The organism is Microbacterium sp. TWP3-1-2b2 (genome assembly GCF_049896145.1).
In the GTDB taxonomy this organism is placed as follows: domain Bacteria; phylum Actinomycetota; class Actinomycetes; order Actinomycetales; family Microbacteriaceae; genus Microbacterium.
The window spans coordinates 2525303-2539833 of record NZ_JAFCTS010000001.1 but is presented as its reverse complement, the minus strand read 5'-3'; the positions used below and the strand labels follow the sequence as shown (position 1 = coordinate 2539833).

Sequence of the window (14531 nt, the reverse complement as noted above, 5' to 3'; positions counted from 1 at the left end):
CCGCTTCGGGGGCACGGCGCGCTCGCGTACCTCGACGTGGAGTATTGGCTCCCGTCGGTGATACAAAGGGCGGAAGGGAGTCGACATGACCGAGAAGACCCACGGCGGGCGGATGCCGCAACGACCACGGATGCAGGACATCGCAGACGTGACCGGCTTCACCGTGAAGACGGTGTCGCGCGCACTGTCGGGGGAGCCCAATGTTCGCGCGACGACCAGGGAGGCGGTGCTCGCCGAGGCGATGCGAATCGGCTTCCAGCGCAATGACATCGCGGCCGGTCTCCGACGCACAGGGCAGCGGATGTCGACCGTCGGCGTGATGCTCTCCGACCTGTCGAACCCGTTCTTCCCGCCCCTGCTGCGAGGCATACACGCCGTCGCCGCAGAGCACGGCTTCCCCATCATCGTGGCCGAGGCCGCCGGCGACGCATCACTGGAACGTGCGGCCATCGAGGGCTTGCTCGCCCAGCGGGTGTCGGGGCTCATCGTGGCCCCGACCGGCACAGACTTCGCCTATCTGGCCAATGAGCTCCACTTCGGTTCGGTTCTCGTCTTCGTCGACTCGACTCCGCTCGGATCAGCCGCCGATACGGTGACCACGGCGAACGATGTCAGCACGCACGAGGTGATCGCCGGCCTCATCGCCCGGGGGCACCGCAGGATCGCGTTCCTCGGCCACCCGGATGCCGGGTACGGAGCCCCGCTGCGATGGGAGGGCTACCTCTCGGCCCTTCGCGAAGGCGGCATCGACCTCGACATGTCCATTGTGCGGCGCGGCTTGACGGCTGAGGCAGAGGCGACCGCTGCGGTGGACGCGATCTTCGCGGGAGAAGACCTCCCCACAGCGGTGTTCGCCGACAACAACCGTCTCACCGTAGGCATCCTGAAGTCCGCCGCCTACGCCCGGCACGCCTTCGCGATGGCGAGCTTCGATTCGCTCGACTTCGCCGATCAATTCGGCGTGACGACGATCGACAGCCGACCACTGGAGGTGGGCAGGGCGGGTGCCGAGCTCTTCTTCCGGCGGCTCGCCGCTCCTGAGCTGCCTCCCCTGCGCGCACACGTCGAGGCGCGCATCCACTGGGGCGGGACGCCCCTGTTCGTCCCTGCCTGAATCGCCCTTGACGACCGCGCTCAGGCCGTGATCTAATGTCGAATGTCAACGTTGACAATCGCTTACCATCACAGGCCCTTCGCCTGCGGATGCCTGAACCAGTAACTCGACGAGGAGATATGAAATGAAGCGCACCCGACTGCTCAGCGGCCTGGCCCTCGGCACCGCAGCGGTGCTGACACTCGCCGGCTGCTCCACCGGAGCCAGCGGCGACGACACCGACGGCGTCGTGACACTTGACTTCTTCATGGACAAGGCTGCGTGGGAGCCGACGTTCGACGCCATGAACGAGGTGTCCGAGAAGGACGAGCAGATGACGCTGGAGGTGATCCAGACCCCCGGCTCGGATGCGGGAGCGTACGACAGCTTCGTGAAGCAGGCGTTCCAGACCAAGGACGTACCTGATCTCTTCACATGGCACACGGGGGAATCGCTCGGCGAGCTGGTCGAGCGCGACCTCGTCGCTGAGACGACCGACATCTGGACCGAGGCCGAGAAGGAAGGCCTCGTGCCCGAAGGCCTCAAGGACAACTACACCTTCGATGGCAAGCAGTACTGCGTGCCGCTCAACGTCGTCTACTGGGCGATGTACTACAACAAGCACGTCTTCGAAGAGCACGGCATCGAGGTGCCCACCACGTTCGAGGAGCTGATGGACGCCGCCGTCACTCTCAAGGCTGCGGGTGTCACGCCATTTCACCAGATGAACGTGTTCTTCGAGTTCGTCTGGTTCATGGCCCTCGCCGCGGGTGAGGACCCGGAGGCGTACGCGGCCCTCGGCACCGATGACGGCTCGTTCCTCGATCCATCGATCGTCGAGTCCACGGAGCAGTGGAAGCAGATGATGGACGACGGGTGGTTCATCGATCCGGGTGTCCAGACCGATCCGCAGACGCTGCTGTCCACCGGAGAGGTAGCGATGGCCTACTTCGGCACCTTCCTCACCGGGCAGCTGACGGCGATCGATCAGGTCGCCGGCGAAGACTACGGCATCTTCACCTTCCCGAACATGAACGCGGACGTCGAAGACACGCAGATGGTCCTGGAGACCGGTCCCCTCTGCGTCGGCAAGGGCGCGGACAACGAGAAGGCCGCCCTGGAATACAGCAAGTGGTGGCTGGGCGATGACGCCCAGACCGTCTGGACCGAGACCCGCGGGGACGTCTCGTTCAACCCGAACGCGCCGCTGGCGGACCCCGAGCTGCAGAACCTCGTCGACACCGTGAACGGCGGCGGATACCAGATCCAGCCCCGCTTCATGGAGATGGTGCCGCTGCCCGTCTACAACCGCTCGACTGAAGTGTTCGGCGAGTTCGTGTCGAACAACGGCGACCCCGACGCCGTGCTGGAAGAGCTGCAGAAGGAGAACGAGGCGTACTGGTCCGAACAGGACTGACCTTCGACCCGTGCCGGACGACTGTCGGTCGCACCCGCGACCGACAGTCGTCAACGAGAGAGCTGAGCCATGACTGACACCATCACCGCGCCAGAGGCGCGCGGAACCGTCGAGAGGACGCAGGCCCCGCCGCGGCGTCCGCGTCGCCGCATCCAATGGTCCGCGATCGGTTTCGTCTCGCCCGCGATCATCACTGTCGCGGTGCTGCTGTACGCGCCGTTCCTCTGGACCGGCTACTTGGCTTTCACGGAGTTCGACGGCTTCGGCGACCCTGAGTGGGCCGGGCTGAGCAACTTCGGCGCGATGTTCGCCGACCCGGGTCTGCTCAACTCGCTGCTCAACACGCTGTACTGGGTCGTCGGCACGCTGCTGATCCCTGTCGGTCTGGGGCTGCTGATCGCAGTACTCACGTTCGGCCTTCGCGGGTCGTTCTGGTACCGCCTGCCGTTCCTCATCCCGTACGCCATCTCCGGTGTCGCCGTCGGAGTGATCTGGAACTTCATCCTTCAGACCGGTGGCGCCCTCGACGAGGTTCTCGCCCTCTTCGGTCTCATGGATCCGCCGCGCTGGCTGCTGGATGCGCCGCTGAACACGGTCGTGATGATCGGCGCGGCGGCGTGGCAGGGGGTCGGCGTCAACGCACTGCTCTTCACCATCGGCCTGCAGTCGATCCCGCGGGAGCCGCTCGAGGCGGCGCGAGTCGACGGCGCGGCGGGCTGGACGATGTTCCGCACCATGACGTGGCCGATGCTGCGTCCGATCACGACAGTGGTGATCGGACTGTCGATCGTCGGTTCCCTGAAGACATTCGACATCATCTACGCGATGACGAAGGGAGGCCCAGGGCGATCGTCCGAGACCCTGGCGCTGACCATGTACAAGGAGACCTTCAACAACGCGGACTACGGCCTCGGTGCCGCAATCGCGCTGTTCCTCACGGTGGTCACGGTGGCGGCCTCGGTGCTCTACCTGCGCCGACAGCTGCACGAAGCGAAGGCGATGTGATGTCCGACACGATCCGCAAATCGCTCCTCGTCCTCCTCGGACTGATCTGGCTTGCGCCGGTCTACCTGATCATCGTCAACGCGGCGAAGACGCAGCCGCAGTATGCGGCGACGTCTCCATGGCAGGCGACCGGGTTCGACGGGCTGTTCGAGAACGTCGCCGCCGCCTGGACCCGCGGCGATCTGAGCGGGGCCTTCACCTCGACGATCATCTACTCCGTAGTGGCCCCGACCCTTGCGGTGCTGATCGGCGCAGCGGCAGGCTTCGCGATCGTGGCGCTGCGACTCAAGCACGGGTTCGTGTGGTTCGTGATCATCTTCTGCTCCACGGTGTTCCCCATTCAGATGCTGCTCATGCCGCTGTTCCTCTGGTACGCGGATTGGGACCTCTACGACACGCGATGGGGCCTGATCCTCGTCTACGCCGTGACGTCGGTCTCGTTCGCGGCGTTCGTGATGCGCAACTTCTTCACTGGGATCGCCCATCAGGTCTTCGAGGCCGCCGTCGTCGACGGCGCGTCCTCCTGGCGCATCTTCTGGCGGATCTATCTGCCACTCGCCCGGCCCGCTCTCGTCGCGCTGTTCATCCTGCAGGCGACCGGAGTCTGGAACGACCTGCTGCTCGGGCTGACTCTGACGAAGTCGGAGGACATCCGGCCACTGATGGCCTCGTTGGCCGCGCTGACCGGGAACTACGGCGGATCCACCGCCCCGGTGCTGCTGGCCGGCGGCGTGATCGTCTCCATCCCGACCGTCCTGCTGTTCCTCGCGACACAACGAGCGTTCAGCCGTGGACTCTCGCTCGGGCAGTTCTGACCGAGAGAGATCCGCTTGTCCAGGGTGCTCACTGCGGGCAGCCGCGAAGTCTTGACACGCCCTTCACCACCAGGAGAACAGATGAACTCGTCCCCCGATCCCATCAAGACCCGTCTGGACCGCTTCGTGCGGGAGCGACTTCTCTCTGCGGTCGAGCACGCGTCCGCCGATGTCACCGTCGAGGCGTGGGACGTGCCGGGGGAGCCCGTGCCGTTCAGCGAGGCCGTCCGTCAGCGCTTCGAGCCGTTCGCGGTCGGCCGCAGTTGGGGGCGTCCTTGGGGAACGACCTGGTTCCGGGTCACCGGCACCGTCCCGGCAGACTGGTCCGTGGGGACAGACGGGATCGAACTGGTGATCGATCCCGGCTTCATCCATGATTGGGCGGGATTCCAGGTCGAGGCCCTCGTCTACGACCGTGAAGGCCGGATACTCAAGGGCATCGAGCCGCGCAACGACTATGTGCGGCTGGGTCTGGCTCCGGGCGAGAGCTTCGAAGTGTTCGTCGAAGCAGCTGCCAACCCCGACGTCATCGGGGAGATGACCTTCGCGCCGACGGCGCTCGGCCGACGGGAGACGGCGCCTCGAGAGCATCTCTACACTCTTCGCCGCGTTGCTCTGGTGCACCGTGACCCCGAGGTCTGGGAGCTGATGCAGGACATCTGGACACTCGAGGGGCTCGCCGAGCAGTTGCCCGATCCCTCACCCCGTCGTGCGGCGGTGTGGGGTGCGCTCGACGCCGTCGTGGATGCCGTCGACCCGGCCGACGTGCACGGAACAGCATCCGACGGGCGGGCGGCGCTCGCCGCAGTGCTGTCCTCCCCGGCCGCTGCCAGCGCGCATCGGATCTTCGCGGTCGGTCACGCGCACATCGACTCCGCCTGGCTCTGGCCGGTGCGCGAGACCGTGCGCAAGTGCGCGCGGACGTTCTCCAACGTGCTCGACCTCATGGACCAGCATCCGGACTTCATCTTCGCCTGCTCCTCCGCGCAGCAGTACGCATGGGTCAAGGAGTTCTACCCCGAGCTGTACGAGCGGATCAAGGTCCGGGTGGCCGAGGGGCGCTTCGTCCCCGTCGGCGGGATGTGGGTCGAATCCGACACCAACCTCCCCGGGGCCGAGGCGCTGGCGCGTCAGTTCGTGGAGGGCAAGCGGTTCTTCCTGGAGGAGTTCGGCATCGACACCACCGAGGTGTGGCTGCCTGACTCGTTCGGCTACACGGCCGCGCTGCCGCAGATCGCCGCCGCAGCGGGCGCGGGGTACTTCCTCACGCAGAAGCTGTCGTGGAACGAGGTGAACGCGTTCCCTCATCACTCCTTCGAGTGGGAGGGCATCGACGGCACGCGCATCTTCACGCACTTCCCGCCCGTCGACACCTACAACTCCATGCTCTCGGGTGCCGAACTCGCCCACACCGAGCGGAACCTCGCCGGAAAGGGACGAGCGAACACCTCGCTCGTGCCCTTCGGCTACGGCGACGGCGGTGGCGGTCCGACCCGCGAGATGATGGCCGCAGTCGAGCGCACCCGTTCCCTCGAAGGATCGCCCACGGTGCGCGTCACGACACCGGCGGTGTTCTTCGAGGAGGCATCGGCCGAGCTGCAGAGCCGACCGGTCTGGGTGGGCGAGCTGTACCTCGAGAGCCATCGCGGCACATACTCGGCGCAGGCGCGCACGAAGCGCGGGAATCGCCGCAGCGAAAGTCTGCTGCACGAGGCAGAGCTCTGGGCCACGACCGCCTCGGTGCGCCTGGGCGCCCCCTATCCGACGGAGGTCCTCCGGAAGGCCTGGCGCACCGTGCTGCTGCAGCAGTTTCACGACATCCTTCCCGGGTCGTCGATCGGCTGGGTGTACGACCAGGCGGAGGTCGAGTACGCGCAGATCAAGGAGGCTCTCGAGGGCGTGATCGGCGAGGCCCTGTCCGCCCTGGCCGAGGGTGCGCAGGAGCCGCTCTTCGCGAACTCTGCCCCGGTGACGATTGACGGCGTGCCGCCGTTCGCGATCGGAACCAGAGACGTCGGCGGAGACGTTCACGTCTCGGAGGCCGACGGGAGCATCACCCTGTCCAACGGACTGGTCAGCGTGGTGGTGGATGCCGACGGCCTTCTCGTCTCGCTCGTGGACGCGGCAAGCCGGCGGGAGGCGATCGCGCCGGGAGCACGAGGCGGACTGCTGCAGGTGTTCCGTGACACCCCGCGCAAGTTCGATGCATGGGACGTCGACATCGAGTACCGGCGGTCGGTCGTCGACCTTGTCACCGCCGACAGCCTCGAGATCGAACACGGAGACGAATCCGCGACCGTCCGGGTGACGCGCTCCTTCGGCGCATCGACCGTGGAGCAGTGCATCACCGTGACGGCGGGCATCGCCGCGGTCGATCTCGAGACGAACGTCGACTGGCACGAGCAGCAGAAGATGCTGAAGCTCGGCGTCCCGGTCGATGTGCATACGACGACTGCGCGCTCCGAGATTCAGTTCGGGCACATCGAGCGCCCGATCCACACGAACACGAGCTGGGATGTCGCGCGCTTCGAGACGGCTGCGCAGCGATGGGTGCACGTGGGCGATGCCGAGTTCGGCTTCGGCGTCGCGAACGACGCGATCTACGGGCACGACGTGACCCGCCACGAGCGGACCGGCGGCGGCACCTTCGCCCTGGTGCGACAGACTCTCGTGCGCGCACCGCTGTTCCCGGACCCGGTGGCGGATCAGGGGCACCACTCGTTCAGGACGTCGTTCGTGCCCGGCGGTGTCTCCGCCGCGATCGAGGCAGGCTATCGGCTGAATCTGCCGCTGCGCGAGGCTGCTGCCGCGGTCGCCCCGCTCGTCGTCGCAGGTGACGGCGCGCTGATCGAGACGGTCAAGTCCGCAGAGGACGGCTCAGGAGATGTCATCGTCCGTCTCTACGAACCCCTGGGCGTGCGCGCGCGTGTCGACCTCACCGTCGGCTTCGCGGTGCGGGCCATCGAGCAGACCGACCTCATCGAGCGCCCGGCGGAAGGCCATGCGATCGTACGGACGGAGGAGGGAACCGTCGAGCTGCAGTTGAGCCCGTTCGAGATAGTGACGTTGCGCTTCGTCACCGTGTGATCGTGTTCGTCAGTCGATGGTTCCCCAGTGCGGATGCCGCGCCACGGCGACCCGCGCAGCAAGGTCGGTCAGCACCCGAGAATCCGCCGAGTCGACCCCGACCACCCGCGCGAGCTCGAGCGCGATCGCGGCATGTCCTGCCGCATTCGGGTGGAAGGCGTCGTCGAGCAGGCCCCACGGCATCCCTTCGTTGCCCGGTCCTGTTCCCGCCGAGAACGACGTGAACAGCGCGTGCTGATCGGCGAGGATCGCGTCCTCGCGCGCAGCCACCTCGCGGATCGCCGACGCGAACTCGCCGATGCGCTCCCGATCCGGCGCGTGCAGCAGGTCGATCGCCGGCGGCGTCTGCAGCACCGGGGTCGCACCCAGCGCACGAACGCGAGTCACGAACGTCGCGATGTCGTCCCCGAACTCCGAAGGCGAGACGACCGGATCGACCCACACGGTCGAACAGTCGTTGGTCCCGATCATGAGTGTGACGATGTCGGGCTGCCACGTCGCCACCCGCCGCTCGAAGTCGTCGAGGATCAGCGAGATGCGCCACCCGCTGATCGCGGTGTTGATCACGGCATCCTGCACGCGACCGAGATCACCGCGGATCAGCTCGTGCAGGTGGTCGACGTAATTGCGCGCGCCGCGGGTGTGGATGAGGCCGTGCGTGATCGAATCACCCGTCATCACCCACGTCAGCGGGGCATCCGAAGCCAGCGCCGCCGTCAGTCGAGAAAGCTCCGTCATCGCACCTCCAGCTCGACGTCGACGAAGCGCGGCCGATAGATCGAGGCGTCGTCATACACATCGCCGACATTATCGAACGTGTTGACGTTGTAGGTGACGAGCAGGCTATTGCCCTGACGAAGCTGCGGATGCTCGTGAGCGTTGTACGTGAACACATCGGCGTCTTCGTAGCTGCCGAGCAGCCCTGTCTCTGGCGTGCGGTACAACTCGACCGGCTCAGAGAACGGTCCCGTCGGCGAGCACGAGGTGCGCGCGACGATGCGGGTGCTGAAGAGCTCGGAGGTGTCCTGCGTGACCAGCAGGTACCCGTCACGGTACTTCGCGACGCTGAACTCGTTCGCCACGTAGGGCACGACCGGCACAGCGGCTGCCTCGTCGGCGACCCAGTCCGTGCCGTTCCAGAACGTCCAGTCGCCCGCCAGCGCATCCTTGCCCACGGTGCGCGCGACATACGACGAGCGCACGCCCTCCGGGTCGGCGATGCCGTAGATGTAGGTCGTCTTTCCCTCCTGCAGCGTCCACGACCCCCAGTTGATCCCGGTCGTAGACGGCAGATCCACGATCGACTGCAGCTGCAGCGTTTCGTCGTCGAGCGTCGCGAGACGATTCGCGGTCCAGCGGAAGTCGAAGGGGTTGGGCCCGGTCTTCTCGAACTGCAGCAGCGGCACCTGCACCGTGTGCTTCTCGCCCGGTGTGGGGTTGCCGATCCAGTACCACTTCCCGTCCGGTTCCGGAGGGATGATCCCGGCCGGAGCGTCCGGTGTGCCACCCGTGATCGTCGACAGCCCCTTGCTCGTCTGCACGACGACGGAGTTGTTCACGAACGGTGAGTCGGTCGGGCGCGACCCGTCAGCATTCACCGTGCCGAGGAACGAGTCGGAGAAGAACCAGCCGGTCTTCCCACCGCGCAGCGGCAGGGAGTACGTGCTGTCGCCGCCGGTCCACTCGCCGCCGGTGTCGGCATAGGTCGTGAACTGCTCGGTGAGGGGTGCGTTGATGGATGCTGTCGCCGTCAGCGTCTTGTCCGCGAGCGAGCACTGGCCGATGGCGGTTCTGGTCGCCACCGTCGCGCTCGCCGGCGCCGCCAGCAGCGCCCCGGTCAGCACGGATGCCGTGGCGAGCCCCGCCGCGAGGATTCTTCTGTTCTTCATGACCACTCCTTTGTGTTCTTTCGTTGTCGTCGTGCTTGGTGATCCCGGTGCCCATCTCCCGATGGAAGAAGAGTTTCGGGGATTCAGGTCGGCGTGAACCCCCGAAACTCTTCTTCCAAGGGGGGCGGGTTAGGCGATCACGCGACCGTCCGCATGAACGTCGTACGATTTCCCACCGACCCGCAGCCCGCGCAACGTCGCCGACGGATCGATCCCCGCGACGCATCCGGCCGCCGTGACCGTGCCGTCCGTGGCCACCGAGACCCCGAACAGGGCCTCGATCACGAGCTCGATCCACGCTCCGGACGATGAGCATGCCCAGTCGATGATGTACGGCAGCTGCGGCGGGGCCTTGCGGGCGCCGCCGTTGATGCCCGGGACCGCTTCCTCCACGAAGTGCGCCTGCCCCATCGGGCCTTGGTTGGCGGTCTGCGCGAGTCCGGTGAGCCAGTCCAGCAGCACGGACGGTGCTCCGAGCGCAGCGAGTGCGCGCCCAGCATCCGCCGGCCATGCCGGGTACGCGCCGTTCCACTGGTGATCGGGGCGCACGCTGTAGCTCGCATCCGGATCCCACGGCGACAGCGCCCGCATCCAGTTGTCGGTCTGCAGCTCGCGCTGGAAGAACTCCACCATCTCCGCCCTCACCTCCGGCGCGAGGTCGTCCGCGATCGTCGTGCCGACGACACTGAAGTCGTAGCAGTGCCGCACCGCGAGCTGGGTGCCGTCTGGTTGGCCGGCCGAGAAGATCCCCTCGCCGGGCAGGTAACGCGCGACGACCGACGGCAGCAACTCCGAAGCCGCATCGCGCAGTTCAGCAGCCGCCGAGTCGTCGCCCTGCAGGGAAGCGAGCGAGGCAGCCGTCCGCATGCTCCACACGTTCGCGGCGTTCAGGCTCGCGACCTCGTGCGTGTACGAACTGACGCACTCGAGCAGGTTGTCGATCTCGCCGTAGTCGGCGAGGTCGGTGTCGCGGCGCAGCGCTTTCCACGCGGTCGCCCACTCCTGCACAGACTCGCCCACCGTCGTGTCGCCGACCCGCTCCGACAGGAACTCCACGTCACCGGTCAGCCGCACGTAGTCGTGCACGAGCCGGATCATCGCGTAGTCGTTCACCGAGTACCAGCGTCCGACGGGTCCGCCGGTGAGGGAGGAGGTGCCGAAATGGGAGTGGATGTCGAGCGAGATCCAGTGCCGCAGCTGATTGCGCATCTCGTCGGGGTCGAGCAGTGCGTGGCTGATCGAGCTGAGGCTGTAATCCCAGATGAATGTCGTCGTGCCCCAGTAGTTCGGCATCAGAGTGTCATACGAGCGGCCGAGCACGTTCCCCTCGTAGTCGCGGCGGAACCAGATCACTCCGAGCGCGGCCCACCAGTAGATGCGTCGCAGCGGTTCGGATGCCGTCTCCAGCACCGGCAGTGCACCCGAGAACTCCCCGTTGCCAGAGGTGAAGGCGGCCGAGAGCTGACGGTTCCAGAACTCTTCGGCCGAGGCGACGGCGCCTGGCACGTCGGCCACGATCGCCGAGTAGGCGGAGCGAGCGGCGGATGCCGTGGTGCCGACCGCCTGGACATAAGAGGTGCGGGCTGTGCCGCCCGCGGGCACGTCGAGCGTCACGGTGAGGTCGCCGCCGCGTCCGTTGCCGCCGATGCCGAGGTCGAACTCCTCCGATTCGGCCACGCCACTCAGCGCAGCCGTGCCACCGAGCAGCCCCTGCACACTCCACGCCTTGGCATCCGCCGAAGAGAACTCCAACGTGCCTTCGACCACGGTGACGGCATCCGGCTCCGAGGGCGACTCCGCATCCAACCACGCGTCAGCAGACCGCGTCACGCGCGCTGCCGCCGACAGCCCGATGACCACAGAACGCGCGACAGAGGACGACACCGCGATGTCGATCGCCACCGCCATGGAGCCAGGCACGCACACCGTCGTCGTCTCGATGGTGAGCTCGCCGATGGCCGCGCGCCGCACGACCCGATCCGGTCGCCACTCGTGGGTCACAGGCACGCCGTAGGACGCGAACAGCCGCCCGTCGACGAACAGCACGGCGGTCTGAGTGAGCCCTTGTGAGATGGGAGGAAACTGCACCGCAGACATCGCGGTGAGGTCGTGGTCGACGCGCACGGTTCCGAGCATGTTCGTGAGCCCGGCGGGCGCGATCATGTCGTCGTAGTGGTGCGTGACCGGGTCTGCGGCGAGGTCGTCGACGGTGGGGATCGAACTGGTCATGATGCCTTTCAGTACTGGCCGAGGGCCAGGCCCTTGCTGAAGAACTTCTGCGTGCAGAGGAACAGCACGACGGTGGGCAGCGACACGATCACTGCTGCCGCGAGCACTGTTGACATCTGCGCGCCACCGTAGGTGCTCTGCATTCCCGACAGCGTGGTGATGATCGGACGCACGTCATCGGACTGGCTGAGCGTCAGGCCGAGCAGCAGGTCGTTCCAGACGAACGTCGCCTGCAGGATGAAGATCGCCACCAGTGCGCTGGATGCCATCGGCAGGTACATGCGCGTGAAGATCTTCCACGTCGTCGCCCCGTCGAGCACGGCCGCCTCGAACGTGGAGTGCGCGACGCCGGTGAAGAAGTTGCGCATCACGAACGCCGAGAACGGGATCGAGATGACCGTGTAGATGATGACCATCCCGACGCGGGTGTCGAACATGCCCGTGCGGGAATATGCATCGAACAGCGGAAGCAGGATCATCTGCAACGGGAACACCGAGCCGCCGAAGATCACGACGAACCACGTGAAGCCGTGCTTCAGGCGCAGCGCCACGATCGCGAAGCCGGCGGCCGCGCCGACGAGCACCGCGATCGTGGGGGAGATGATCGCGTAGAGCAGGGTGCTCAGCACGCTGCCGCCGAGGCCGGACAGCTCGAAGGCGGCGGCGATGTTCTCGAACAGGTGGAAGTCGGTGGGGATCCATGACGTCTTCGATGTGAAGGTCGTCGGGTCCTTCATCGCGTTCACGACGAGCAGGTACGCGGGCATCAGCCACACGATTCCCAGGACGATGAGGATGCCGTAGCGGAGGGCTTTCATGTCACATCTCCTTCTTCGGCGAGAGCTGCTGGCGCAGATACGTCACGGAGGCGATCAGGGTGATGACCGTGAGGAACACGGCGATCGCAGAGCCGAGACCGTAGTCGCTGTTGACGAACGTCTCTTTGTACATCGTCAGTGCGAGCGTCTCGGAGACGGTGCCTGGACCGCCTTTCGTCATACCCCAGACGATGTCGAAGGTCTTCAGACTGGCGACGATGGAGAGCCCGACGACGACAGCGGTGAGCGGGCGCAGCATCGGCCACAGCATGCTGGAGAACAGGCGGATGCCGTTGGCGCCGTCGATGCGTGCCGCTTCGAGCGGCTCTTTGGGGATGGCCTGCAGGCCGATCGTGAACAGCAGGGCGTTCACGCCCACTCCCTGCCACGAGGCGGCGATGATCATGACGATCGTGTTGAGCGGAGCATCCAGAAGCCACCGAGGGGGATCCATGATCCCGAACACCGCGAGTGCCTGATCCAGCGCACCGCCGGACGAGAGGATGAACGACCAGACCACGCCGACACCTATACCCGACAGGGCATACGGGATGAGGAAGGGCAGGCGCAGCCAGAGTCCACCGCCGAGGTTCCAGGTGAGCAGGGCGACGGCGAGGCCGATGCCGACCGGGATGACCAGTGTTCCGACGACCCACAGCAGCGTGTTCAGCACCGAGGTGACGAAGTCGCCGTCGGTGAACATCTCGACGTAATTGTCGAAGCCGATCCAGTCGGGACTGCCGAGGCCGTTGTAGTCGGTGAAGCTGAGGAACACGGTCCACAGCAGCGGCAGGTAGAGCAGTACCGCGATGAGCAGCACGCCCGGGGCGATGAAGCCCCGGGCGGACCACTGATACGGCGTCTTCTTATGCGCCATGCGGGGCGTTACTCCTGCTCTGCCCAGTACTTGTCAGCCGTGGCCTGGATCTTCTCCAGGAACGGCATCGGGTCGCCGGGGTTGGCGTTGAACGCGCCGAACTGCTCGATCGCGGTGGTCACGATCTCGGTCGGCATCGCCTCGAAGAAGCGGTCGTACAGCTGGTAGTCGTCGCCGGCGATGGCCGTGCCGATCTCGGCGAGGGCGGGGTCTGCGACCTCGGCCTTCGGGTTGAAGGCGACGTCACCGTGGGCGGCGTTCCAGGCGGTCTGCGCGCCGTCAGACATCCACCACTCGGAGTAGGCGAGGCCGAGATCCTTCTGCGAGGAGCTCTCCGCGACGCAGATCGGACCTGATTCGACGGCGACAGGGGTCTTCTCGAGGTCGGGGTTAACCGCCGGGATCGCGAACATGCCGTAGTCGTCGGCGCTCATGCCGGCACCGTCGAGGTTGCCTGCGTAGAAGGTGCCGAAGTTGATCATCGCGAAGTCGCCCTGCTTGAGAGCGACGGCGGGGTCGGTCGTGCTTCCGGCGTCGCTGAACCAGCCGTTCTCGTGCTCTTCGAGCCAGATGTTCATGACGTCGACGATCTCGGGATCGGTGTACTTGACCTCGCCGGTGGTCAGGCCCTCGTAGAGCTCGGGGTCGGTCGAGGCGACGAGGTGCTGGAACCACTGGAAGGTGAACAGCGTGCTGGTCTGGTAGTACGGCGTGACGCCGGCGGCCTTGAGCGTCTCGGCGGCCGTGTTGAGCTCGTCCCAGGTGGAGGGAACCTCGACGCCGTTGTCGGCGAATGCGGCCTTGTTGTAGAACATGATCCAGTAGGCGATGTTCATCGGCACGCAGTACTGCTTGTCGTCGAAGGTGTAGCTCTCGGCGAGGTCTTCGCTCACCCAGCCCTCGTCGATCGCCTTCTTCCAGATGTCGGTGGTCTCGGCGATCAGGCCTTCGTCGACGAGCTCCTTCAGCGACTGCCCGGTGTGCCAGGTGAACAGACCAGGCGACTTGTTGGTGCGGAACGACTGCTTGATGAAGGCGTCGTACTGGTTGGCGTCCGAGTAGCCCGTCGTCTTCAGGGTGATGTCGACGTCGGCGCCGCTCGTCTCGTTGAGCGACTCGAAGTCGGGCTTCCATGCCGCCTTGTCCGTGTAGAAGTTGAGCGTGCCGGTGGTCTCACCGTCACCGCCTCCTCCGCCGGAACCGCCGGAGCAGCCTGCGAGGGCCACTCCGGCGAGGACCACGCCGGTGATGGCGATGGCGATCTTGCGTCGCGAGATCATTTGGAACTCCTTTGTTCTTGG

General features: G+C 66.1%; 11 protein-coding genes. 5 read left to right on the top strand and 6 right to left on the bottom strand.

Translation table 11 applies throughout. The features are described from left to right. The first annotated feature begins 85 nt into the window (after positions 1-85). The 5 genes from ACP7AR_RS12500 to ACP7AR_RS12480 all read left to right on the top strand — a co-directional run bounded on the left by ACP7AR_RS12500 (position 86) and on the right by ACP7AR_RS12480 (position 7417). The gene (locus ACP7AR_RS12500) at positions 86-1114 is read left to right on the top strand and encodes a LacI family DNA-binding transcriptional regulator (RefSeq protein WP_426186150.1); all 1029 of its coding nucleotides are present in this window, start codon (positions 86-88) and stop codon (positions 1112-1114) included. A gap of 124 nt (positions 1115-1238) precedes the next feature. Next, positions 1239-2510 carry an ABC transporter substrate-binding protein gene (locus ACP7AR_RS12495; RefSeq protein ID WP_426186148.1) on the top strand — a complete coding sequence of 424 codons (1272 nt, stop codon included), beginning with the start codon at positions 1239-1241 and terminating at the stop codon, positions 2508-2510. Between the two features lie 69 nt (positions 2511-2579). Next, on the top strand, positions 2580-3515 hold the full coding sequence (locus ACP7AR_RS12490) for a carbohydrate ABC transporter permease (protein ID WP_426186146.1): 936 nt from the start codon (positions 2580-2582) through the stop codon (positions 3513-3515). Next, on the top strand, positions 3515-4330 hold the full coding sequence (locus ACP7AR_RS12485) for a carbohydrate ABC transporter permease (protein WP_426186144.1): 816 nt from the start codon (positions 3515-3517) through the stop codon (positions 4328-4330). The genes ACP7AR_RS12490 and ACP7AR_RS12485 overlap by 1 nt, the downstream gene beginning before the upstream one ends. A gap of 81 nt (positions 4331-4411) precedes the next feature. Then, positions 4412-7417 (top strand): alpha-mannosidase, encoded by a 3006-nt coding sequence (locus ACP7AR_RS12480; RefSeq protein WP_426186142.1) that lies wholly within the window; start codon positions 4412-4414, stop codon positions 7415-7417. A 9-nt stretch (positions 7418-7426) separates the two neighbouring features. Here the strand turns inward: ACP7AR_RS12480 and ACP7AR_RS12475 are convergent, their stop codons facing one another. From ACP7AR_RS12475 to ACP7AR_RS12450, 6 genes are all read right to left on the bottom strand, one after another. Next, on the bottom strand, positions 7427-8155 hold the full coding sequence (locus ACP7AR_RS12475) for an SGNH/GDSL hydrolase family protein (RefSeq protein ID WP_426186140.1): 729 nt from the start codon (positions 8153-8155) through the stop codon (positions 7427-7429). Beyond that, positions 8152-9306, bottom strand: a complete 1155-nt coding sequence (locus ACP7AR_RS12470) for a DUF4185 domain-containing protein (protein ID WP_426186138.1) — start codon at positions 9304-9306, stop codon at positions 8152-8154. Before ACP7AR_RS12470 ends, ACP7AR_RS12475 begins: the two co-directional genes overlap by 4 nt. A 129-nt stretch (positions 9307-9435) precedes the next feature. Beyond that, positions 9436-11535 carry a hypothetical protein gene (locus ACP7AR_RS12465; RefSeq protein ID WP_426186136.1) on the bottom strand — a complete coding sequence of 700 codons (2100 nt, stop codon included), beginning with the start codon at positions 11533-11535 and terminating at the stop codon, positions 9436-9438. 8 nt (positions 11536-11543) lie between these two features. Then, positions 11544-12353, bottom strand: coding sequence for a carbohydrate ABC transporter permease (locus tag ACP7AR_RS12460; protein ID WP_426186134.1), 810 nt, complete (start codon positions 12351-12353; stop codon positions 11544-11546). 1 nt (position 12354) lies between these two features. Continuing rightward, entirely contained in the window at positions 12355-13230 is an 876-nt protein-coding gene (locus tag ACP7AR_RS12455) for a carbohydrate ABC transporter permease (RefSeq protein ID WP_426186132.1), read from the bottom strand. An 8-nt stretch (positions 13231-13238) separates the two neighbouring features. Then, on the bottom strand, positions 13239-14510 hold the full coding sequence (locus tag ACP7AR_RS12450; RefSeq protein WP_426186130.1) for an ABC transporter substrate-binding protein: 1272 nt from the start codon (positions 14508-14510) through the stop codon (positions 13239-13241). Positions 14511-14531 lie beyond the last annotated feature (21 nt).

Excerpts from the sequence above, each read along its gene's own strand:
- ACP7AR_RS12500 (WP_426186150.1), top strand. The coding sequence starts at position 86 with ATGACCGAGAAGACCCACGGCGGGCGGATGCCGCAACGACCACGGATG.
- ACP7AR_RS12495 (WP_426186148.1), top strand. The coding sequence starts at position 1,239 with ATGAAGCGCACCCGACTGCTCAGCGGCCTGGCCCTCGGCACCGCAGCG.
- ACP7AR_RS12490 (WP_426186146.1), top strand. The coding sequence starts at position 2,580 with ATGACTGACACCATCACCGCGCCAGAGGCGCGCGGAACCGTCGAGAGG.
- ACP7AR_RS12485 (WP_426186144.1), top strand. The coding sequence starts at position 3,515 with ATGTCCGACACGATCCGCAAATCGCTCCTCGTCCTCCTCGGACTGATC.
- ACP7AR_RS12480 (WP_426186142.1), top strand. The coding sequence starts at position 4,412 with ATGAACTCGTCCCCCGATCCCATCAAGACCCGTCTGGACCGCTTCGTG.
- ACP7AR_RS12475 (WP_426186140.1), bottom strand. The coding sequence starts at position 8,155 with ATGACGGAGCTTTCTCGACTGACGGCGGCGCTGGCTTCGGATGCCCCG.
- ACP7AR_RS12470 (WP_426186138.1), bottom strand. The coding sequence starts at position 9,306 with ATGAAGAACAGAAGAATCCTCGCGGCGGGGCTCGCCACGGCATCCGTG.
- ACP7AR_RS12465 (WP_426186136.1), bottom strand. The coding sequence starts at position 11,535 with ATGACCAGTTCGATCCCCACCGTCGACGACCTCGCCGCAGACCCGGTC.
- ACP7AR_RS12460 (WP_426186134.1), bottom strand. The coding sequence starts at position 12,353 with ATGAAAGCCCTCCGCTACGGCATCCTCATCGTCCTGGGAATCGTGTGG.
- ACP7AR_RS12455 (WP_426186132.1), bottom strand. The coding sequence starts at position 13,230 with ATGGCGCATAAGAAGACGCCGTATCAGTGGTCCGCCCGGGGCTTCATC.
- ACP7AR_RS12450 (WP_426186130.1), bottom strand. The coding sequence starts at position 14,510 with ATGATCTCGCGACGCAAGATCGCCATCGCCATCACCGGCGTGGTCCTC.